The organism is Rhizobium sp. NZLR1b (genome assembly GCF_019685155.1).
Lineage (GTDB): Bacteria > Pseudomonadota > Alphaproteobacteria > Rhizobiales > Rhizobiaceae > Rhizobium.
Genome location: NZ_JABDWC010000019.1, coordinates 95,020 through 117,097, shown reverse-complemented (window position 1 = coordinate 117,097; position 22,078 = coordinate 95,020). Strand labels below are relative to the sequence as shown.

Annotated in this window: 20 protein-coding genes; 9 read left to right on the top strand and 11 right to left on the bottom strand. The window is 61.4% G+C overall.

Translation table 11 applies throughout. From position 1 onward, the window contains the following. Window positions 1-209 precede the first annotated feature (209 nt). Window positions 210-515, top strand: a complete 306-nt coding sequence (locus HJB84_RS24045; RefSeq protein WP_221117107.1) for a flagellar basal body rod C-terminal domain-containing protein — start codon at window positions 210-212, stop codon at window positions 513-515. A 67-nt stretch (window positions 516-582) separates the two neighbouring features. Next, window positions 583-1,227 carry an alpha/beta hydrolase gene (locus HJB84_RS24040; RefSeq protein ID WP_259671158.1) on the top strand — a complete coding sequence of 215 codons (645 nt, stop codon included), beginning with the start codon at window positions 583-585 and terminating at the stop codon, window positions 1,225-1,227. Window positions 1,228-1,239: 12 nt separating this feature from the next. Here the strand turns inward: HJB84_RS24040 and sufA are convergent, their stop codons facing one another. The 8 genes from sufA to HJB84_RS24000 form a co-directional block, all read right to left on the bottom strand. Further along, window positions 1,240-1,632, bottom strand: coding sequence for a Fe-S cluster assembly scaffold SufA (sufA, locus tag HJB84_RS24035; protein WP_207580596.1), 393 nt, complete (start codon window positions 1,630-1,632; stop codon window positions 1,240-1,242). 92 nt (window positions 1,633-1,724) lie between these two features. Then, complete coding sequence (locus HJB84_RS24030) at window positions 1,725-2,105, bottom strand: SUF system Fe-S cluster assembly protein (protein WP_003559708.1); 381 nt, start codon at window positions 2,103-2,105, stop codon at window positions 1,725-1,727. Window positions 2,106-2,117: 12 nt separating this feature from the next. Continuing rightward, the gene (locus HJB84_RS24025; protein ID WP_221117106.1) at window positions 2,118-3,359 is read right to left on the bottom strand and encodes a cysteine desulfurase; all 1,242 of its coding nucleotides are present in this window, start codon (window positions 3,357-3,359) and stop codon (window positions 2,118-2,120) included. A gap of 12 nt (window positions 3,360-3,371) precedes the next feature. Next, entirely contained in the window at window positions 3,372-4,646 is a 1,275-nt protein-coding gene (gene sufD / locus HJB84_RS24020; protein ID WP_221117105.1) for a Fe-S cluster assembly protein SufD, read from the bottom strand. Window positions 4,647-4,670: 24 nt separating this feature from the next. Then, window positions 4,671-5,426, bottom strand: coding sequence for a Fe-S cluster assembly ATPase SufC (gene sufC / locus HJB84_RS24015; protein WP_221117104.1), 756 nt, complete (start codon window positions 5,424-5,426; stop codon window positions 4,671-4,673). 80 nt (window positions 5,427-5,506) lie between these two features. Next, complete coding sequence (locus tag HJB84_RS24010; RefSeq protein ID WP_221117103.1) at window positions 5,507-5,740, bottom strand: hypothetical protein; 234 nt, start codon at window positions 5,738-5,740, stop codon at window positions 5,507-5,509. A 1-nt stretch (window position 5,741) separates the two neighbouring features. Continuing rightward, window positions 5,742-7,211, bottom strand: coding sequence for a Fe-S cluster assembly protein SufB (gene sufB / locus HJB84_RS24005; protein WP_207580600.1), 1,470 nt, complete (start codon window positions 7,209-7,211; stop codon window positions 5,742-5,744). A gap of 143 nt (window positions 7,212-7,354) precedes the next feature. Continuing rightward, window positions 7,355-8,521 carry a cysteine desulfurase family protein gene (locus HJB84_RS24000; RefSeq protein ID WP_207580601.1) on the bottom strand — a complete coding sequence of 389 codons (1,167 nt, stop codon included), beginning with the start codon at window positions 8,519-8,521 and terminating at the stop codon, window positions 7,355-7,357. Between the two features lie 218 nt (window positions 8,522-8,739). Here HJB84_RS24000 and HJB84_RS23995 point away from each other — a divergent pair, with 218 nt between their 5' ends. Beyond that, on the top strand, window positions 8,740-9,417 hold the full coding sequence (locus HJB84_RS23995) for an alpha/beta hydrolase (protein ID WP_007629230.1): 678 nt from the start codon (window positions 8,740-8,742) through the stop codon (window positions 9,415-9,417). A gap of 146 nt (window positions 9,418-9,563) precedes the next feature. Beyond that, window positions 9,564-10,739, top strand: a complete 1,176-nt coding sequence (locus tag HJB84_RS23990; RefSeq protein ID WP_221117102.1) for an acyltransferase — start codon at window positions 9,564-9,566, stop codon at window positions 10,737-10,739. 86 nt (window positions 10,740-10,825) lie between these two features. On the opposite strand, the gene HJB84_RS23985 is transcribed toward HJB84_RS23990, so the two are convergent. Beyond that, a complete protein-coding gene (locus tag HJB84_RS23985) occupies window positions 10,826-11,944 on the bottom strand; it encodes an anhydro-N-acetylmuramic acid kinase (RefSeq protein WP_207580603.1) in 1,119 nt (372 codons plus the stop codon). A gap of 131 nt (window positions 11,945-12,075) precedes the next feature. On the opposite strand from HJB84_RS23985, the gene tyrS reads away from it, so the two are divergent. Continuing rightward, window positions 12,076-13,332, top strand: a complete 1,257-nt coding sequence (gene tyrS / locus HJB84_RS23980) for a tyrosine--tRNA ligase (protein WP_207580604.1) — start codon at window positions 12,076-12,078, stop codon at window positions 13,330-13,332. An 81-nt stretch (window positions 13,333-13,413) separates the two neighbouring features. Here the strand turns inward: tyrS and HJB84_RS23975 are convergent, their stop codons facing one another. Beyond that, window positions 13,414-13,698: a hypothetical protein gene (locus tag HJB84_RS23975; RefSeq protein ID WP_207580605.1), complete on the bottom strand. Its 285-nt coding sequence runs from the start codon at window positions 13,696-13,698 to the stop codon at window positions 13,414-13,416. A gap of 199 nt (window positions 13,699-13,897) precedes the next feature. Between HJB84_RS23975 and HJB84_RS23970 the strand changes: the two genes are divergently transcribed. Continuing rightward, on the top strand, window positions 13,898-15,559 hold the full coding sequence (locus HJB84_RS23970) for an alpha-amylase family protein (RefSeq protein ID WP_207580606.1): 1,662 nt from the start codon (window positions 13,898-13,900) through the stop codon (window positions 15,557-15,559). Between the two features lie 114 nt (window positions 15,560-15,673). Here the strand turns inward: HJB84_RS23970 and HJB84_RS23965 are convergent, their stop codons facing one another. Continuing rightward, entirely contained in the window at window positions 15,674-19,075 is a 3,402-nt protein-coding gene (locus HJB84_RS23965) for an AsmA-like C-terminal domain-containing protein (RefSeq protein WP_221117101.1), read from the bottom strand. A gap of 125 nt (window positions 19,076-19,200) precedes the next feature. Here HJB84_RS23965 and HJB84_RS23960 point away from each other — a divergent pair, with 125 nt between their 5' ends. The 3 genes from HJB84_RS23960 (at window position 19,201) to HJB84_RS23950 (ending at window position 21,924) form a co-directional block, all read left to right on the top strand. Continuing rightward, window positions 19,201-19,674, top strand: coding sequence for a peroxiredoxin (locus HJB84_RS23960; RefSeq protein ID WP_207580608.1), 474 nt, complete (start codon window positions 19,201-19,203; stop codon window positions 19,672-19,674). After that, on the top strand, window positions 19,671-20,498 hold the full coding sequence (locus HJB84_RS23955; RefSeq protein WP_207580609.1) for a ferritin-like domain-containing protein: 828 nt from the start codon (window positions 19,671-19,673) through the stop codon (window positions 20,496-20,498). The genes HJB84_RS23960 and HJB84_RS23955 overlap by 4 nt, the downstream gene beginning before the upstream one ends. A 106-nt stretch (window positions 20,499-20,604) precedes the next feature. Next, complete coding sequence (locus tag HJB84_RS23950; RefSeq protein ID WP_221117100.1) at window positions 20,605-21,924, top strand: peptidoglycan DD-metalloendopeptidase family protein; 1,320 nt, start codon at window positions 20,605-20,607, stop codon at window positions 21,922-21,924. Window positions 21,925-22,078: the final 154 nt, after the last annotated feature.

The window sequence follows — 22,078 nt, the reverse complement described above, 5'->3', positions numbered from 1 at the left end:
ATCCGTCGGGATAGGTGGGGGACTTGCCGATGTCGATTGGCACGTGCTGCCGGCTCTATCGCCACCGACCCCTGGCTATCATCCCGTTCCAATCCGGAACAGATACGGCCGCACGCGCCCGACCTGTAGGTCTTCGCTAACGCAATGCCTTCAGCATTCCCTAAACCCTTGCAGGTAAAAGACGATTATCCAGTTCTGGGGAAACGCTGATGAACATATCGGGCATTACGAACACTGCTCTTTCGGGAATGCGGGCGCAGACGACCCGGATCAGCGCGATCGCCAACAACGTCGCAAACAGCAGTACACCGGATTATACCAGGCTGAACACCAGCCTCACATCCGTTGTTTCAGGCGGTGTCCAGGCCGCCGTCAGGCCGACGACGTCGGATGTCGATCCGGCCACCGAACTGACCGACCTGATCGAAGCCGAGCAGAGCTACAAGGCAAACGCCGTGGTCTTCGAGACCGGCGCCGACATGTGGGAAATGCTGATGGGCATCAAGCGCGACTGAGCACGGCCCGTAAGTCGCGATGCTGTTATAATCCCGTCTTGAATCAGACCTATGCCGATCCGCGCCAATGATGGGGATCGATGCCATGCCGGAATATCAGGATTTCATTTCGATCTCAGGAAGAACCGCACTCGATCCAGCACCCCTGGTGCTGCTGCATGGAAGCGGCATGCATGAACGCAATCTGATCGCGCTTGCCGACAAGGTTGGGGCGGATCGGCCCTATCTGTCGCTGAGGGGCGCGGTTAAATGGGATGAAGGCTTTGCTTTCTTTCGCCGAAACCCCGACCGGACGCTTGATGACGCCGACCTCTTCAACGAGACCCATCATCTCGCCGATTTTCTGGCGAAGGCCTCGACAACCGGGCTCCTGAAACGGCCGCCTGTGCTGGTCGGCTTTTCGAACGGCGCGATCATCGCCGCCTCGATCCTGCTGCATCGCCCGGAAACCATAGCCGGGGCCGTCCTGCTGCGGCCGCTATCACCCGCACCCGCCGCCGATTTTCCCGACCTCAGAAACCATCGCATCCTCATTCTGGCAGGCGAACGCGACGAGCGGCGCGCGCCTGAGGACGTTGTGCTCATCAGGGATCAGATTGAAAAAAGCGGTGCCGGCGCCACGACGAGACTGGTCCCGACCGGCCATGATCTCGGCGACGACGAGCCGGATATCATCAGGGCTTGGCTGGCGGAGAATTTCCCACCAGCCTGAAGGGCACAGGTGTCAGGTGTGCGCCGGCTCGTTTTGGCGCTGTGCGGCTAGGGCCGCGAGATCGGCGGGTTTCAGCTCGACGGATTCGCCGCAGCCGCAGGCCGATGTCTGGTTCGGATTGGTGAAGGTGAAGCCGGAGCGCAGCGTCGTCGCCTCGAAACCCATTTCGGTGCCGAGCAGGTAAAGAGCCGCCGATGGCTCGACCCAGACTTTGGCACCGTCGCGCTCGATCAGGTCGTCCTTGGCATTGGGTTCGGTCACCATGTCGATGGTATATTCCATCCCGGCGCAGCCGCCCTTCTTGATGCCGACGCGTACACCCTTGGCCTCCGGCCCCGAGTTCTCGACGATCGCTTTGACGCGGGCCGCAGCCCCGTCCGTCATGCTCATAATTGCAAAGCCCATGGGCCTCATCTCCTTCCGCAACCGGGGTCAAGATCCGGCGCTTCGTGATTCAAATGTAGTCGTCGCAAGTAAACGGATCAATACTGGCCTGCTTAATACCAACCGACCGCGACCTGCGCCTCTTCGGACATACGATCCGGCGTCCACGGCGGATCGAAGGTCATCGCCACTTCGACACCCGATACACCTTCGACGGCGCCGACGGCATTTTCGACCCAGCCCGGCATCTCGCCGGCAACCGGGCAGCCGGGGGCGGTCAGTGTCATCATGATTTTCACCATCCGGTCGTCCTCGATGTCGATCTTGTAGATCAGACCGAGTTCGAAGATGTCGGCCGGAATTTCCGGATCGTAGACGGTCTTCAGCGCGCTGATGACGTCGTCGCTGAGCCGCGCCAGCTCATCGGCCGGAATGCTGGAATGCACGATGCCTTCGCGCACATCGATCTTCTGTTCGCTTTCGTCCAGGCTCATCACGGACACTCCTCAAGCAAAGAACTTGCGCGCATATTCAAGCGCATCGGCCAGGGCATCGACCTCGGCGCGGGTATTGTACATGCCGAAAGATGCACGGCATGTGGAGGTGACGCCGAAGCGTTTCAAGAGCGGCATGGCGCAATGGGTGCCGGCCCGCACCGCAACGCCCTGCCGGTCGATCACCATCGAGACGTCATGGGCATGGATGCCGGCAAGCTCGAAGGAAAAGATACTGCCCTTGTCGGGCGCCGTTCCGAACACCCGCAGCGAATTGACCGATTTCAGTCGCTCGACGGCGTAAGCCGCAAGATCGGCCTCATGGCGGGCGATCGCCTCGCGGCCGACCTTCTCCATGTAGTCGAGCGCATAACCGAGCCCGATCGCCTGCACGATCGGTGGCGTGCCGGCCTCGAAGCGATGCGGCGGATTATTATAGGTGACAGCATCCTCGGCAACTTCGAAAATCATCTCGCCGCCGCCCTGGAACGGGCGCATCTGCGAAAGCCGCTCCTTCTTGCCGTAGAGCACGCCGATGCCGGATGGGCCGTAGAGCTTGTGGCCGGTCATCACGTACCAGTCGCAATCGATATCCTGCACATCCACGGGCAGATGCACCGCACCCTGGCTGCCGTCGATCAGCACCGGAATACCGCGCTCGTGCGCGATGCGGCAGACTTCCTTGACGGGAACGATGGTGCCGAGCGCATTCGACATATGGGTGATGGCGACGAGCTTGGTGCGCTCCGTCAGGCTCTTTTCGAAATCTTCGATATGGAAGGCGCCCTCGTCATCGACGGGAACCCAGACCAGCTTGGCGCCCTGCCGCTCACGGATGAAGTGCCAGGGCACGATGTTGGAATGATGCTCCATGATCGTCAGGACGATCTCGTCGCCTTCGCCGATCTCAGGCATGCCCCAGCCATAGGCGACGGTGTTGATTGCTTCCGTCGAATTCTTGGTGAAGACGATGTCGTTGACCGAAGGGGCATTGAGGAAGCGGCGCACCTTCTCGCGCGATGCCTCATAGGCATCCGTGGCGGCATTGGAGAGATAGTGCAGGCCGCGATGCACATTGGCATATTCGTGGCTATAGGCATGCGAGATGGCATCGATCACCACCTGCGGCTTCTGCGCCGAGGCGCCGTTGTCGAGATAGACCAGCGGCTTGCCGTGCACCTTCTCCGCCAGGATCGGAAAATCCCGGCGGATGGCTTCGACGTCGTATGGCGCGGCCGGTACGATCTTGTCCATTGCTATATCCGATCAGGCGTGCTTTTCGAGCCAGGCCGAAATCACGCCTTCCAGCGCCTCGACCAGAGCCTCGTCTTCCAGTTCCTCGATGATCTCGGCGACGAAGGCGTTGACCAGCATCGCCCGCGCCTTGTTCTCCGGAATGCCGCGCGCCATCATGTAATAGAGATGATTGGCGTCGATATCGGTCACCGTCGCCCCGTGGCCGCACTGGACATCGTCGGCAAAGATCTCGAGCTCTGGCTTGACCGAGAATTCGGCATCGTCGGACATCAGCAGCGTGTTGCAGGCCATCTTGGCGTCGGTCTTCTGCGCATCGGGCGCCACCCGGATCATGCCCTGGAAGACCCCCTTGGCGCGGTCGAAGACGACGTTGCGGATCACTTCGGTCGAGCCGGTGTGCGGCACGTCGTGGCCAAGCATCATCGTCACGTCGGTATGGCTCTCACCGCCGAGCAGGTTGATGCCGCGCACCGTCAGGTCGGCGCCCTCGCCCGTCACCTTGATATGCAGTTCCTGGCGCACCAGCCTGCCACCGGCATTGATGACGAACAGGCGAAGCCTGGCGTCCGTGCCGAGATCGATGCGGATCTGGCCGAGATGCGTATCGTCTGCCCCATGCTGCTGCAGGATGATCCAGGTTAGCTCGGCGCCCTCGCCGACAGTGATGTCACTGACATGGGACACGAGTGCCGCATCGCTGGTCACTGCAAGGTGACGTTCGATGACGGTTGCCTTGACACCGGCGCCGAAGGCAACGGGAAGGCGTGTATGTGCCTGCCCGCCGGCATGGACAAACTGGATTTCGAGCGGATCTTCAAGCTCGGTATCGGCAGGCACGTCGACGACATAGCCGTCGCGCACGAAGCTGCCGTTGATGCGGCCGACCGCGTCGTCGCTGCCAAGCGCATCGAGCCCGTCTGCGGCGGAACCGTCGAGCAGATGTTCGCTATAGGCTGAAACGCCAAGACCGTCGGCCGCAGCCTTCTGGTTGGCGTGGCCCTGGATCACCGCCAGCACCGTCGAGCCGGCAACCAGAGGCTCAAGCGCATCGGAGCCGGCATCACCGACCTGCGGCGGCAAGGCGCGCAGCAGGTTTTTCAGATCGGTATAGTGCCAGGCCTCGATGCGGCGCGTCGGCAGGCCGGCCTTCTTCAGGTCGTCGAGAAGCCGGTCGCGTAGCGCCGTCACCGCGCCGTTGCCCGGCAGGTCGCCGATCTGATGGTTGAATGCCTCGATCAACGCCGTTTCGGCCACGGTCAGGCGGCTCGTCGTCTGCATATTCATGGACGTCGTCCTTTCCACCCGAACTCAGGCCGCCGCGCCGATGATGTCGGCATAGCCGTTGGCTTCCAGCTCATACGCCAGCGTCTTGTCGCCCGACTTGATCACCTGGCCTTTGTAGAGCACGTGGACGGTATCCGGCACGATGTAGTCGAGCAGGCGCTGGTAATGGGTGATGACCACGACGGCGCGGTCCGGCGAACGCAGCGCGTTGACGCCGTCGGCGACGATCTTCAGCGCGTCTATGTCGAGGCCGGAATCGGTTTCGTCAAGCACGCAGAGCTTCGGCTCCAGCAGCGCCATCTGCAGGATCTCGGCCCGCTTCTTCTCACCGCCGGAGAAGCCGACATTCAGCGGCCGCTTCAGCATCTCGGTATTGATCTGCAGTTTGCCGGCGGCATCCTTGACGCGACGCATGAAATCCGGCGTCGTCAGCTCGTCTTCGCCGCGCGCCTTACGCTGCTCGTTCAACGCCACCTTCAGGAATTGCATGGTGGCGACACCCGGGATTTCGACCGGATACTGGAAGGCAAGAAAGATGCCCTTGGTGGCGCGTTCTGCCGGATCGAGCTCGAGAATGCTCTCGCCGTTATAGAGAATGTCGCCCTCGGTGACTTCGTAATCGCTGCGGCCGGACAGCACATAGGAGAGCGTCGACTTGCCGGAGCCGTTCGGCCCCATGATCGCGGCAACTTCGCCGGCCTTCACCGTCAGGTTCAGGCCACGAATGATCTCAGTGCCGTCTTCGGCGATGCGGGCATGAAGGTTTCTGATTTCAAGCATCTTTGGTTCCTGCGTTTTCTCTGCGTAGCTCATTAGAGCCTCGCGTAATTTCTAAGGGCGTCGACGTGTTATGCTCGGCGCTATCGCGCCAAAAAACGAATGACACGGAAAACCGTGAGCGTTACGAGCCAAAGCCATTCGAGAATCTGAATAAACTTTCCTGGTTTTTCCATACGCTGCTGGAGAAACACGTAAGGCTGCTCTGGCGGCTTTTCTGTCTCGTATCTGCTTTCGCGGGGGCGAATTTTCGCCAATATTTCCCCTCGCATATTTTCCAGACGTTCAAGAATGCGCTTCTTGTCCGTCTCGTTCATGTCAGCCTACAGAGCCTTCCAGCGAAATGCTGATCAGCTTCTGCGCCTCGATGGCAAACTCCATCGGCAGTTCCTGCAGCACTTCTTTGACGAAGCCGTTGACGATCAGGGCGATCGCCGCTTCTGTGGGGATGCCGCGCTGCAGGCAGTAGAACAGCTGGTCCTCGGAGATCTTCGAGGTCGTCGCTTCATGCTCGAACTGCGCCGTCGAATTCTTCGCCTCGATGTAAGGCACCGTATGGGCGCCGCACTTGTCGCCGATCAGCAGCGAATCGCACTGGGTGAAATTGCGCGCATTCGAAGCCTTGCGGTGGGCCGAGACCTGGCCGCGATAGGTGTTGTTGGAGACGCCTGCGGCGATGCCCTTGGAGACGATGCGGCTCGACGTGTTCTTGCCGAGATGGATCATCTTGGTGCCGCTGTCGATCTGCTGATGGCCATTGGAGACGGCGATCGAATAGAACTCGCCGCGACTGTCATCGCCGCGCAGGATGCAGGACGGATATTTCCAGGTGATCGCCGATCCGGTTTCGACCTGCGTCCAGGAGATCTTCGAGCGGTCGCCGCGGCAATCGCCACGCTTGGTGACGAAGTTGTAGATGCCGCCTTTGCCGTTCTTGTCGCCGGGATACCAGTTCTGCACCGTCGAATATTTGATCTCGGCATCGTCGAGCGCCACGAGCTCGACCACCGCGGCATGCAGCTGGTTTTCGTCGCGCTGCGGCGCCGTGCAGCCTTCGAGATAGGAGACGTAGGCGCCCTCTTCCGCGATGATCAGCGTGCGCTCGAACTGGCCGGTGCCCTTCTCGTTGATGCGGAAATAGGTGGAAAGCTCCATCGGGCAGCGAACGCCCTTCGGTACGAAGACGAACGAACCGTCGGTGAAGACCGCCGAATTCAGCGTCGCGTAATAATTGTCCGTCGTCGGCACGACCGAGCCGAGATATTTCCGGACGAGATCGGGATATTCGCGGATCGCTTCCGAGATCGACATGAAGATCACGCCGGCCTTCTTCAGCTCTGCCTTGAAGGTGGTGACGACCGAGACGCTGTCGAAAACCGCGTCGACGGCGATCTTCGGCTTCTCGACGCCAGCCAGGATCTCCTGCTCACGCAGCGGGATGCCGAGCTTCTCATAAACCTTCAGCAGCTCCGGATCGACCTCGTCCAGCGACTTCGGACCCGGCGTGCTTTTCGGCGCCGCGTAATAATAAATGTCGTTGAAATCGATCTTCGGATAATCGACGCGCGCCCAGGTCGGCTCTTCCAGCGTCAGCCAGCGGCGATAGGCCTCGAGACGCCATTCCAGCATCCACTCCGGCTCCTGCTTCTTGGCCGAAATGAAGCGGATGATATCCTCGGACAGGCCTTTCGGCGCCTTATCCATTTCGATGACGGTTTCGAAACCGTATTTGTACTGGTCGACATCGATCAGGCGGACCTGGTCGATCGTTTCCTGGACGGCAGCCATTTCGTTCTCCAATCTCGCCGGATACAAGGTCCGGCAGCTTGTAGCGCATGGGCAATTCTCTTGCCCTGATGTAGGTGGCCAAAAGGGACTTTTCAGCCCGATTGGCAAGCGAAAATTTGCGTTTCCGCAAGTTTATGACGCGGTCAAGCCGCCTCGCCGGCCGACCTTCGCCGGCAGGCGATCTTCGCAAAAGCCGCAATCGCCCGGTCGATATCCTCTTCCGTCGTCGCAAAACCGAGCGAGATGCGCAGCGCTCCGAGCTTGGCGTCACGGCCCATCGCCGTCAGCACATGGCTTTCGCCGAGCCGACCGGATGAGCAGGCCGAGCCTGCCGAAAGCGCCACACCTTCGAGATCGAAGGCGATCTGCCCGGTCTCGGCCTTCAGCCCCGGCAGGGTGAAGAAGATCGTATTGACGACACGCTCGCCACCCTCGCCGTGGATCATCACATCGGCAGCCGCCTCACGCATGCCGGCTTCCAGCCGCTCGCGCAGCGCGCCGATTTCCACATTACGCGCCTCGAGTTCGTCGGCCGCGGCTTCTGCCGCCGCACCGAAGCCGATCAGCGCCAGTGAGTTCTGTGTGCCGGAGCGGTGACCCCGCTCCTGTCCGCCGCCCTGGATCAGCGGCCGCGGCATCAGCGCCTCGCCGCGGGCAATTAGCGCGCCGGCGCCCTTCGGCCCGCCGATCTTGTGCGAGGAAATGATCATGAAATCGGCACCGATCTTGCCGATATCGAGCCCGATGCGGCCAGCCGCCTGAACGGCGTCGACGACAAAGAGCCCGCCATGGGCGTGGACGATCTTTGCCGCCGCCTCGACCGGCTGGACGATGCCGGTCTCGTTGTTGACGAGCATGATGGCGACCATCGGCAGGCCGGCGGCCTTGTCATGTGCAGCAAGCAGCAGGCCCAGCGCATCGAGATCGACGATGCCGGCCTCCGTCACCGGGACCTCGGTCATCTTCTCCCTGGCAAAGCGGCCGCCTTCGCGCACAGCCGGATGCTCGATTGCCGAAAAGTAGAGGCGGCCGAGCTGAAGCGGCGTGCGGCCCATGCGGAAATCCGGGGTCAGCACCAGATTGGCGGCCTCGGTGGCGCCGCTGGTAAAGACCACATTGCCGGCGTCGGTGCCGACCAGTGCCGCCACTTTGCGCCGCGCGCCTTCGATTGCAGCGCGGGCGGCACGGCCTTCGCCGTGAACGGAATTTGGATTGCCGAAAATGTCGATGGCGCGCATGATCGCCGCGCGTGCTGCGGGGTGCAGCGGCGCTGTGGCATTCCAGTCGAGATAAAGGCGTGGCGGCGCCATGATCTTCAGTCCTGCGCTTGACGACCTTGCTTCAGCACCCGCGGTTCATTTTTCTTGAAATTTCCGCCGGGCTTGCCTTATGACACATTCCACGATGCGTGGATCGCCATGCAAGTTTCGAATTGTTCTAAACTGCGTTTTAGAAAACCTGACAACACTAGTCAAGTCATGTTGTCGTCCAAACGCAGCGCGAACGCGAAATAAAACCCGGAGTACCAATGCCCGAAGTCATTTTCAACGGCCCAGCCGGCCGTCTTGAAGGCCGCTATCAGCCCTCCAAGGAAAAAAGTGCGCCCATCGCCCTGATTCTGCATCCGCATCCGCAATTCGGCGGCACGATGAACAATCAGATCGTTTACCAGCTCTTCTATATGTTCCAGAAGCGTGGGTTCACGACGCTGCGCTTCAATTTCCGGGGCATCGGCCGCAGCCAGGGCGAATTCGACCACGGCGCCGGCGAACTTTCGGATGCCGCCTCGGCGCTCGACTGGGTGCAAAGCCTTCATCCCGATTCGAAGACCTGTTGGGTCGCCGGTTATTCCTTCGGCTCCTGGATCGGCATGCAGCTGCTGATGCGTCGGCCGGAGATCGAAGGCTTCATGTCGATTTCCCCACAGCCGAATACCTACGACTTCTCCTTCCTGGCGCCCTGCCCCTCCTCCGGCCTGATCATCAACGGCGAGGCCGACAAGGTGGCGCCGGAAAAGGACGTCAACGGCCTTGTCGAGAAGCTGAAAACCCAGAAGGGCATTCTCATTACCCATCGCACCGTTTCCAACGCCAACCATTTCTTCAACGGCCAGGTGGAAACGCTGATGGGCGAATGCGAGGACTATCTCGACCGCCGCCTCAACGGCGAACTGGTGCCGGAGCCGGCGGCCAAGCGGATCCGCTAACGCCATAGCCAGAGCCGGTCATCCCCAAGCGGAGCCGGTCCGGGACGCCACCGGCCCCTTTGTGCCGGAACAGATCGCCTACCGTGTTGCAATCTATATTGCAGTGCGGTAGGTTCCTCGCGATCCTAACTAAAGCGAGGTCCGCAATGACCAAGTCGTTCGGGGAAGTCCTGGATAAGTATAGGGGTATCGGTCCGGGGTTCGATTTTCTTCGAATTGGGCTCGCCTTTTCTATCGTATTGACCCATTCCTTTTTGCTGACAAGGAATGATGCCTTCATCAGGGGGTCGGTATTCTGGTTTGCTGAATACGCTCTTGTTCCGATGTTTTTCGCGTTGAGCGGATTTCTGATCGCCGGCAGCGCCCAGCGACTGAGCCTCCGGAACTTCCTGATCAATCGTGGCTTGCGCATCGTCCCGGCACTTGCCGTCGATATCGTCGTTTGTTCGCTGATCATCGGGCCGATCATAACAATCGTCTATCACTCCGAATATTTTACCGATCCGCGATTTTTCAAATACTTCCTGAATATCGTCGGCTGGATCCATTACGAGTTGCCTGGCGTTTTCCAGGATAATCCGAGCCAACGTGTCAACGGCGCGCTCTGGACGGTTCCCTGGGAGATATTCTGCTACATCATCATGTCGTTCCTGATGGTCACCGCCATCGTGAAGACCCGCTACAAGCTGCTTGCCGTGACGGCCGCCTATATCGTCATCGGCCTCATCGTGCAGAAGATGCCCTATCTGTTCCCGGGCTCGATCAAGCCGATCGCGCGCTTCCTGTTCATGAGCCGGGGCTCCCAGCTGATTACGGCGTTCATGATGGGCATCGCCGTCTTTCAGTTTAAAGCGGTCATTCCGTATTCCCGATGGCTATTCGCCGCCGCCTGCCTGGTTTGCATCGTCGCCATTCTCACCCTCGACAGCCGGGCTGTGGAGTCAGTGATCAACCGGCCGATCGTCATCACCTCGCTGGTTTACATGACAGTCTTCCTCGGCCTGTCGGAGGTGCCCATTCCGGCCTTTTTCAGGAAAGGCGACTATTCCTACGGCGTCTACCTCTACCATGACCCGTTCTTGCAGATCTGGATCAGCTCGTTCCCCACGGTCTTTCTCTACCCGAAATACGGTGCGCTGGCGCTCTATCTCGTCGGCTTGCCCTCGGCTCTCGCCGTCGCGGTGCTGTCCTGGCATTTCATCGAGAAACCGATCCTCGGCCTTCGCAAGAAGTTTTCGTTCATCGCCCAGGTCAGGGGCGTCGAGGATGGCAATCAGGCGGGGCGCAAATCCAATGTCCGGCCGATTGCCGTAAAGAGTTAGATCTTTGCCGGCCGCGTGTCAGCGGTGAGTTAGAAAGCCGTGCATGACGACACTGAGCCGCGGCGTCGTGAGGATGATCCTCACGCTCATGGCCTTGCCAGCACCCCGCCGCTGACGGGAGCGGCGACCCCCGTCGTGCCTGGAAATGTCAATGGCAGCCCATCCAGCGAGCGCACGGCGAGATAGGCCCAGGCCTCGGCCTCCATCGCGTCGCCGTCGAAGCCGGCCTCTTCGGCGGTCAATACCTTCGACCCCAGCGCTTCGGCCATGGCCGAAAGTTCCGCCATCAAGGTGCCGTTCAGCCGCCCGCCGCCGCAGACGATATAGGTCGACGGGGTCTCCGGCAGGAAACCGGCGGATTTGACAATCGACGCGGCGGCGACGTGCGCCAGCGTCCGGGCGCCGTCCTCAAGGCTCGCCTCCCCAACCCGAAGCGGTGCGAAATCGCCGCGATCGAGCGAACGCCGGATATTGCCGCGAAAAAACGGGCTTTCCAGATATCGCTCCGCGAGAGCGGCCACCACCTTGCCGCGTCCGCCGATCTCGCCGCCGGGATCAAAGGTTTTGCCGGTCTGCATCTCCACCCACTGGTCGATCAGCGTATTGCCCGGGCCGCTATCGAAGGCCGATATCCGCCCGTCCGTGCCGATGAAGGTCAGATTGGAGATCCCGCCGATATTGACGAAACAGACAGCCTGCCCGGCCTGCTGGAATTTTCCCGCGAGCGCTGCGTGATAGGCAGGCACCAGCGGTGCGCCCTGGCCGCCGTGAACCATATCGTTGGCCCGCATGTCATAGACCAACGATATGCCGGTTCGGCGCGCCAGTTCCTGGCCGTCGCCGATCTGGATCGTCAGCCCCTCGTCGGGTCGATGAAGCACCGTCTGCCCATGGAAGCCGAGAACATCGATATCACCGGCAGCGAACCCGAAACGCGCCAGGAATGCCGTCACGGCAATTGCATGCCGTTGGGTCAACTCGCGCTCGATGTCGCCAAGCTCAGTGGGCCGCTCGTTCCTGTCGGTCAGCGGCCGCGCCAGTTCCAGCGCCCGTTTCAGCCGCTCGCGAAAATCGGCGTCATAGGGTACCCCCATGAACGGGCCACGCTCGATGAAGCCGCGGCCGTCGGTCCTGAGCAGCGCCACATCGATTCCATCCATCGACGTGCCGCTCATCAGGCCGATCGCGGTTCTGATGACATCCATGCGGCTTGCCTCCCATGCGATTCCCGGATGCACTTTTATAAAAACAGTGCTAAACGCGCCGCGATAGATCAACAACAACGAACTTGCGTGAAGCCATATGGGTCAAACGCAGACACCAAGAGACGAAAGCCATGTCCGAGTTCAAGTCCGATTTCCTCCGCACGCTGAAAGAGCGCGGCTTCATTCATCAGGTCTCCGATGAACGCGGCCTCGACGACCTGTTCGCCAAGGAAACCGTGACGGCTTATATTGGCTTCGATCCGACGGCGCCCAGCCTGCACGCCGGCTCGCTGATCCAGATCATGATGCTGCATTGGATGCAGAAGACCGGTCATCGGGCCATTTCGCTAATGGGCGGCGGCACCGGTATGGTCGGCGACCCCTCCTTCAAGGAAGAGGCGCGGCAGCTCATGACCGTGGATACGATCGAAGGCAACATCGCCTCGATCAAGCGCGCCTTCTCCAATTATCTGAATTACGGCGACGGTCCGAAGGACGCGCTGATGATCAACAATGCCGAATGGCTGCGCTCGCTGAACTACCTCGAATTCCTGCGCGATGTCGGCAAGCACTTCTCCGTCAATCGCATGCTGTCCTTCGACAGCGTGAAGACGCGCCTTGACCGCGAACAGTCGCTGTCCTTCCTGGAATTCAACTACATGATCCTCCAGGCCTACGACTTCGTCGAGATCGCCAAGCGCTATGGCTGCCGTCTGCAGATGGGCGGTTCGGATCAGTGGGGTAATATCGTCAACGGTATCGATCTCGGTCACCGCATGGGGACACCGCAGCTTTATGCACTGACATCGCCGCTGCTGACGACGTCGTCGGGCGCCAAGATGGGCAAGTCGGCGACGGGCGCTATCTGGCTGAACGCCGACATGCTCTCGGCCTACGATTTCTGGCAGTACTGGCGCAACACCGAGGACGCCGACGTCTCGCGCTTCCTGAAGCTCTACACGACGCTGCCGATGGATGAAATCGCCCGTCTCTCGGCGCTCGGCGGTTCGGAGATCAACGAGGTCAAGAAGATCCTCGCGACTGAGGTAACGGCGATCCTGCACGGCCGAGAATTCGCCGATCAGGCCGCCGAAACGGCGCGCAAGACCTTCGAGGAAGGCCGCGTCGCCGAAAACCTGCCTTCGGTCGACATCCCTGGCACCGAACTCGACGGCGGCATCGGCCTGCTGTCGCTGATGGTCCGCGCTGGTCTTGCCGGCTCGAATGGCGAGGCTCGCCGTCACATCCAGGGCGGCGCGGTGCGCATCAACGACGAGGCCGTCAGCGACGAGCGCCGGCTGATCGGCAGCAACGAAATCACCGCCGACGGCGTCATCAAGCTCTCGCTCGGCAAAAAGAAGCACATCCTGATCCGCCGCGCGGCGTAAGCGGCTTCAATTGCGAACAAATCAAAGCCGGCGCTCGCGCCGGCTTTTTCTTTGCCCAACTCATGCGTTGGCGCGCACCCCTCACTCAACTCCGGGCCGAGATGCCGCGTCCGTTCGTTCGGCCTCCCGGAATACATAGGGTGGTGGATTGACGTCTGGCGCGTGCGTCACGCGGGACCACCAGCTGATCGAGAAGATCGGCGGTGTCACCGTCGCATCGAGAGGAACCGCCAGTACATGGGCGGAACGGATGAGCTCCGGCGGTTTCAGCCGCTCGCTCTTCTCTGCAGAGTATGACGCATGGTGGCCGGCTGCAGCAGCGGCCACCGCGACCGATAGGAACGAGACTGTCCGAGCGCACTGCATGGCATCCTCCGACATTGCGCCGACCGTTTTGCGGGCCGGGATTCACATTACATCAGAGTTACCTAAAATAGGCAAAGCATCAATGTCGGACTTGTCAGTATAAGTCGGAATTAGCGAACAAGCCGCACGACAATCAGCGCTTTATCGGAACCTTTTCCGCCCGCCGGGATTTGCGACCAGATTGGATTGGAGCGCCGGCATGATCAACGACCTCTGGTATAAAAACGCCGTCATCTACTGCCTGTCGGTCGAGACCTTCATGGATGCAAACGGTGACGGCGTCGGCGATTTTCAGGGGCTGATGCGGCGCCTCGACTATCTCTCCGGCCTCGGCGTGACGGCAATCTGGCTGATGCCCTTCCAGGCTTCACCCGGTCGCGACGACGGTTACGACGTCTCGGATTATTACAATGTCGACCCACGCTACGGCACGCTCGGCGACTTCGTCGAATTCACCCACGGCGCCAAGCAGCGCGGTATCCGCGTGTTGATCGATCTGGTGATCAATCACACATCCAAGGATCATCCCTGGTTCCAGGAGGCCAGGAGCGATCCGCAGTCACGCTATCGCGATTGGTACGTCTGGTCTGAGAAAAAGCCGGCGAATGCCGATCAGGGCATGGTCTTCCCCGGCGTCCAGAAGACCACATGGACCCATGACGAGAAGGCCAAGGCCTATTATTTCCACCGTTTCTACGATCATCAGCCCGATCTCAACACGTCCAATCCCGAGGTGCAGGCCGAAATCCTCAAGATCATGGGCTTCTGGATCCAGCTCGGCGTCTCCGGCTTTCGGATGGATGCCGCCCCCTTCATCATCGCTAGGAAAGGCGCCGATGTCAGCAAGCCGGTCGAGCAGTTCGACATGTTGAGAAAATTTCGCGAATTCCTGCAGTGGCGGCTCGGCGATTCCATCATCCTCGCCGAAGCCAACATCCTGCCGAAGGACAATTTCGAATATTTCGGCGACGATGGCGACCGCATGCAGATGATGTTCAATTTCCAGGTCAATCAGGCGCTGTTTTATGCTCTTGCCAGCGCCGATACGCGACCACTAAAGAAGGCGATGGAGACGACGAAACCGCGCCCGGCAACCGCGCAATGGGGCCTGTTTCTCCGCAACCACGACGAACTGGATCTCGGCCGGCTGTCGGAAAAGCAGCGCGACGCCGTCTTTGCCGCCTTCGGGCCTGAAAAGGACATGCAGCTCTATAACAGGGGCATTCGCCGTCGCCTGGCGCCGATGCTCGGCGGCGACCGCCACAGGATCGAGATGGCCTACAGCCTGCTGTTTTCGCTGCCCGGAACGCCGGTCATCCGTTACGGCGACGAGATCGGCATGGGCGACGATCTCGCTCTGCCAGAACGCAATTGCGCCCGCACGCCGATGCAGTGGTCGACCGAACCGGAAGGCGGTTTCACCAAAAGTCGAAAGCCTGTCTCGCCTGTCATCAAGGACGGCCCCTACGGCTTCCAGCATGTCAACGTCGCCGAGCAGCGGCGCGATGCCAATTCATTGCTGAACTGGACCGAACGAATGATCCGGATGCGCAAGGAAGCTCCTGAGATCGGCTGGGGCGATTTCGCTGTGGTCGACACCGGAAACGACGGCGTGCTAGCGCTTCGTTACGACTGGCGCGGCAATTCCGTGTTGATCCTGCACAATCTGCATGCGCAGCCGGCAGAAGTCACCTTCGATCCGGACAGAGGCAAAGACGGGCGACAGTTGATCGATATCGCCGACGGCGCGAGCAGCGAAGCGGACGAGAAAGGCTGCCACACCGTCGTGCTCGACGCCTATGGCTATCGCTGGTACCGCGTCGGTGGCCTCGACTATCTCCTCAGGCGCAAGGAAATTTAATGCATGTCGACCGGAAGTGTGCAGCGGTTCCGGGAAAACGACATGCATAAAAACAAAGAACTAAAGCGCGCCGCATGATTCAAATTTGATGCGACGCGCTTTAGGTTCCGCGCCCTACTGGAATTCGAAGATCTGCCGGAAGACACCCGGTGCGATGATCGACAGCGGGTTGATCTGCAGGTTTGGCTGGTCGAACTTGCCGGTGAGCTTGAAGGTGATGCCGATCAGGCCGCGGTCGCTGCCGTTGCCGAGGATGACGCCGATCAGCGGCAGTTCGGCAAACAGCCGGTTTAGGCCGTAGGCCGGCATGAAGGTGCCGGTCATGTCCATATTGCCCTTGCGGTCGCGCACCACGCCCTGGAAGGTCGCGCCGATCTGGTCGCCGCGCAGCACGCCATTCTCGATGCCGACCATGCCATCGCGCGAGACGACGCGGGCAAAGCCGCGCTGAAAGCGTTGCGACGAGGTATCGATCTCGCGCTTGACGGCTTCGTTGAGGCTGCGCTGCTCGTTGCCGACAGGCGTCGAGACGATCGAGCGCAGCCGTTGTTCGTTGACGATCGAGAACCGGCGCACGTCGAGCGAACCGTCCCAGCCGCCCTGTGCCGAAAGCCTGATTGCCAGATTGAGCAGGCCGCCCTGCATGTGCTTGTAGAGATCGGCAAAACGCGAGACCGCGCCGGCATCGCCGCTGGTGATGTTGATGACGCCACCGTCCTTCATCTGGCTGACCACGGCTTCACCGCTGTCGGTAACGGCGGAAAAGTTCAGCGCTTGCAGCTTGTCGCCGCGAAGTGACACCTGCGCCTGGAAATTGCCGATCTTCTCATCGTTGAAGCCGATGACGTTTTTCAGCCTGGCGCGCACCGATACGCCGGTGTCGCCGGCATCCCCGTCACCATCGCCATCGCCCGAGCCCGATTTCAGCCGCGCGATAACTGGCCGCGCATCGGCGCTGTCGCCGGAGACCGAGACGTCGAAATTGCCCTTGCTGCGCTTCACCGACAGGGCGAAATCGTCCAGCGAGGAGAGTTTGACGCTGTCGAAATCGGCTGAGATCAGCCCATTTTTGCCGATGTTCATCGATCCGTTGGCGCCGAAACCGTCGCCCTTCAGCCGGAAGTTCTTGATCTGGGTATTGTCGGCCGGGCCGGAGGTTTCGAATTCGGCCGAAGCTGCAATGCCGCTGCCCTTCGACCAGCCGATCCACGGCAGGTCGAGTTGCGACCGGGTAAGCTCGAGCTGAACGTCCTGCCGGTCGTCGTCGATCCGCGTCAGCACCATCTTCACGCTGCCGCCGACGATTCCGGAAAGGCCGGGGATCAGCTTGTTGCGCTGCTCCTCGGAAAGCGTCGCGGTGATCACCCGCTGCCGCTTCGCACTGTCGGATGCCTCGACCGGTTCGGTAAGATCGATATCGGCGGGGACGCCATCGATCTGGGCCTTGGCGTCGAGCGTGATCTGTTTCGGATTGCCGTTCAGCGTACCGTTGAGATTGCTGATCGTGCGGCCGGAAAACGGCTTGCCAAGATCGACATCGGTGAGCTTCATGGCCGCCGTCCATTCGGCCGGCGGCGGGTTCTGCGAGGCGAGCAGGCCGAAATGCGCCTTCACGTTCGCCTCGATCCGCCCCTTGAAATCGTCGGGCGTAAAGCCGGCGCGCTGCAGCACCCGGATCGGTCTGTAGGTCAGAAGCTCGCCGACGGCATCCGCTGCCCCGGAGACCGTAAGATCGATATCCGCCATCAGCGGCTTGTCGTAGGTGGCGGGCATGATGAAGGTTCCCTGCCCGAGACCGACGGATCGGCCGGAGGGGAAAAACGACGTGCCGCTTTTGATCGCGATCGTCGCAACCGGGCCGGCCAGGTCGAAATGGGCCGAGGTGTCACGGATCGGCGGAATGTCGCCGGCAACGTTCATCCGCGCTCCCGTGATGTCGAAGCCGATGCGGATCTGGTTGGCGTCGAGCTTCAACCCCTTGCCGCCGGCTGCCTCGTCCAGCCTGCCGAAGGGAATGAACACGGAGATCGCAGCGTTGGTGACGGTGCCGCCGAAGAGGTTGCCCTGTACCCAGGTGCGCACCTTGGGCGCCATCCAGAATGGCCACATTTGCTTGATCGCCGTCGTCTGCAGTTGTGCCGACTGGCCGGCAAAGCTGATCTCCGGCGATTTGCCCCCGAGCTTGACGTGCAGTGCCCCGTAAAGCGCGCCGAGCGAGCTGGAGACGGCCATATTGGGAAACTGGAATTCCCGCCCGGCGACAAGGTAGCGCCCGGTCGCCTGGATATCGAAAGAGAGCGGCTGCTCGCCGGAGCCGCTGGGGGCTGCCATGCCGCCGCTGACCAGCAGATCGATGCCGAAGCCCTTGCCGGCCTGCGGGTCGAGCTTGTCGAGATCGATCAGCGCGCCGTTGATCGGAAGCGTGGTCGCGCCGAACCGGGCATTCGACCGGGCGATCTCGAGCGTCTGCTTGGCGAAATCATAGACGAGGTTGATCTGCCCGCCCGATAGCTCCTGCGGATCGCCATCCGCATAGATCAGGCCGGGATCGATGTCGATCGTCGCCGCAAGCGCCGGCTCCACGCCATCGCGCCCCCTGGTGGCCGACACCGTCAGGTCGGCAAACGCGCTGAGCCCCTGCCGGATCACGCCTTGATCGTTGCGTTTGAGCGAAAAGGGCGTGAGGTCGGCATGCCTGAGCGTCGCCACCACCTTCGATACGTGGCCGTCTTCCTTCTCGGCCAGTACGTCGAGCTTCGCCACCTCGCCGTTCAGCGCCACCTCGCCGCTCAATTGCAGCGAGGATGGGCCGGCATGGGCAAAGACGAGGTTGTCGACGACCAGCGACAGCGGGCCGTTGGCGGTATCGGCAAGCTTGATAGTTATGCCGGAGATCCGTACCGAATTGGTTGAGCCCCGGGTCACGACGCTGTCGAACATGTCGAATTGCGAGAAGATCTTCTCCGTCGCCGCCGGCATGGCGTCGATGCGCAGATCGTCGAGCGTCAGAGGATTGCCGGAGGGCAAAAGCGCGGTATCGAGCGCGATATCCTCCGCTTCGATGTCGGTGACGGCGATGCGGCCGCGGAAAAGCTGCAGCGGATCGAGCCCCAGGCGCACCGAACCCGTCGTCGACAGGTGCTGGCCGCTCTGCTCATCGATCATATTGACGTTGCGCGCTTCCAGCGCCAGCCGGAAATCCGAGGTGAAACGGATGACGGTGGAGCCGACCTCGGCGTGGTAACGCGGTCCGGCCACGCCGTTCAACGCCCCCTGCGCCTGCTGCGACAGCGGCTTGTCGAACATGCCGTTCTCGACGGTAAAGACGATCGCCGCGAGAACAAGGAGGATCAGGCCCAGAAATCCCGCGGTCAGCTTCGCTGTCCGGCGCATCGGCGAACGCGGCGGCGGGCAATGGACGATGATCGGATCCTCGGCCTGAGCGGACGGCAAGCGGTCCAGCGCAACGATATCCTTCTTGCGAAACGTGACCTTTTCGCCGCGGATGGCTGACATGCGCCTTCGGGCTCTCCCTTTAAATGAAGAATTGAACCCGGCCATGCTGGACGGGTTTCCGTCCACTATATAATTCGGGGAGAGAAAGTGTCATCCACAAACCCGGCAAAAGAAAGGTTTTCCCAATGGCGGTTCCAGGCATCGGCGCCACGGCTCCTGATTTCAACCTTCCCCGCGACGGCGGCGGCCGCGTCTCGCTGGCCGAATTCCAGGGCAGGCCACTCGTCCTGTTCTTCTATCCCAAGGACGATACGACAGGCTGCACCGCCGAATCACTGGCCTTCACCGCGCTGGCAGGCGAGTTCGAGGCAGCGGGTGTGGCCGTCATCGGCATGTCGCCCGATTCGGCCGCCTGCCATGACAAATTCGTCAGGAAACACCGTCTTTCGGTGGCGCTTGCCTCGGACGAGGAAAAGACCACGTTGCAGGCCTATGGCGTCTGGAAGGAAAAGAGCATGTACGGCCGCAATTTCATGGGCGTCGAGCGCACCACTTTCCTCATCCGCCAGGACGGCACGATCGCCACCATCTGGCAGAAGGTGAAGGTGCAGGGCCATGCCGAAACCGTGCTCGAGGCGGTGCGGAATCTGGCCGCGTGACCGGAGATCTTGCGATAACGTCGCTGCGCGGCGGCGCAATCGATGCCATCTGCTCCGCCGATCTCGACCGCAAGACTGCGCTGGCGCAGGAAAGCGCCACCCGCTGGTTTGCCCGCCGGGTGTCGTTGCGCTCGCCGCTCGATGCCGCTTTGCCGGACAGGCCCGGCCGTCCTGACAGACCGCTGCTGACGCCGCCGACCCAGGTGGAAAAGCGCTCGCTGCATACGTTGAAAGGCCGGATCGCCCTGCTGCATGCCATCGCCCACATCGAGCTCAATGCCGTCGATCTGGCGCTCGATATCGTCGCGCGATTCGCAACCGAGCAGGTGCCGAACTCCTTTTTCGACGGCTGGATGCAGGTTGCCTTCGAGGAGGCGAAGCATTTCCGCATGGTGCGCGCCCGCCTCAACGATCTCGGCGCCGATTATGGCGATCTGCCCGCCCATGACGGGCTCTGGCAGGCCGCCCATTCGACGCGCAACGATCTGACGGCAAGGCTCGCCGTCGTGCCGCTGATTCTCGAAGCCCGCGGCCTCGACGTCACGCCGTCGCTGCAGGCAAAGATGCGCCAGACCGGCGATCTCGAAAGTGCCGCGGTCCTCGACGTCATCTACAACGACGAGAAAGGCCACGTCGCCGTCGGCGCCAAATGGTTCCGCTTCCTATGCGCCCGGGAGAAGCGCGACCCGGCAAAAGCCTTCCAGGAGCTGGTGCGCGCCAATTTCCGCGGACCGTTGAAGCCGCCCTTCAACGATCTTGCCCGCGCCGAGGCCGGCCTGACGCCATCCTTCTACCGCGCGCTCGCATCGATCAGCCACGCCTGAAATAGCTGGTATTTCTGGCGCGGGCGGCGACAAAGAAAGCATTCGTTAACCATAAGAGTGTCTAATTTTCCGAAAGAGGCGTAGCGCATCAATCGGGAGAGCCTGCGTGGACAGCGGACATCAGCACCGGGTATTCGGCAGGCGGGCGCAGGAGCATATCCTGATCCTCGCAAGCGGCGATAAGGTCCGCCACATGACGGTCCGGCCGTGGATGGCAGCCCTTGCTGTCTGCCTCGTCGGCGCCTTTTCGATCGGCTATCTCCTAGCCACCTCCTATCTCGTGCTGCGCGACGATCTGATCGGCGCCACCATGGCGCGGCAAACCCGCATGCAGCACGATTATGAAGACCGCATCGCCGCCCTTCGCGCGCAAGTCGACCGCATCACCTCCCGACAGCTCCTCGACCAGCAGGTGGTCGAGGACAAGGTCGACAAGCTGATGGAGCAGCAGATGGCGCTGACCTCGCGCCATGGCAAGCTCGACAATCTGCTCGACCGGGCGGAAAGCTCCGGCCTGACGGAAAAGGACGGCGCTCTCGCTGCCCCCTCTTCGCCCGTTCAGTCCTATGCCCCTGATATCAAGGACAAGCGCGCTTCGCTGACCGGTGGCGGCATCCAGGCGATCGAGAAACAGCTGGCGAGCGGCGCCCCCGCCGATGCGACACCCGACAATTCCACGCTTGCCTATGTGCCGGCCGCCGAGACGGTCGGCGACCGTGCCGACCGCATCTTCTCCAACGTGACGCTGTCGCTGAAGGGTGTCGAACAGGACCAGCGCAACCGCGTCGAGCAGCTGACGAGCGACGCCGGCAATGCCGCCAATGTCATCGGCACCGTGCTGACCCGCTTCAAGATTCCGGTGCCGGAGGAGACTGCGGCGAGGCAAGACGACGATGCCGTCGGCGGCCCCTATGTCGAGCCTGAAAGCAACGACGACTTCAACAATTCGCTGGCAGCGCTCGACGGCGCGCTGACCCGGCTGGAGTCCGTGCGCAGCACCGCCGAATCCCTGCCCTTCCGCAATCCCGCGCTCGGCAAGGACGTGACCAGCCCCTTCGGCAATCGCCGCGACCCTTTCCTCGGCCGGCTCGCGCTGCATTCCGGCATCGATTTCCGCTTCACGCCGGGCGAGAAGATCCGCCCGTCGGCGCCTGGCAAGGTCATCGCCGCCGGCTGGACCGGCGGTTACGGCAACATGGTCGAGGTCGATCACGGCAACGGCATATCGACGCGCTACGGCCATATGTCGCAAGTGCTGGTCAAGGTCGGCGACACGGTCGACCGCAGCGACGTCATCGGCCTTGCCGGCAGCACCGGCCGCTCGACGGGAACGCATCTGCACTATGAGGTGCGCCAGGACGGCCACGCGGTCGATCCAGTATATTTCATGAATGCCGGCCTTAAACTCGCCACCTATATCAAGTAACAGCCGTGAGGTAACCATCGCTTCACTCTGTACCGGGTGCGGCCTCTCTAATTCTTGACTTGCCGGCCATTCGGGGCTATGTCGCGCTGCATTGCGGCATGCAATCCCGCCGACTCGTTCAGAGCTCGGCCGAACCGAAACGGAAACAGTTTTC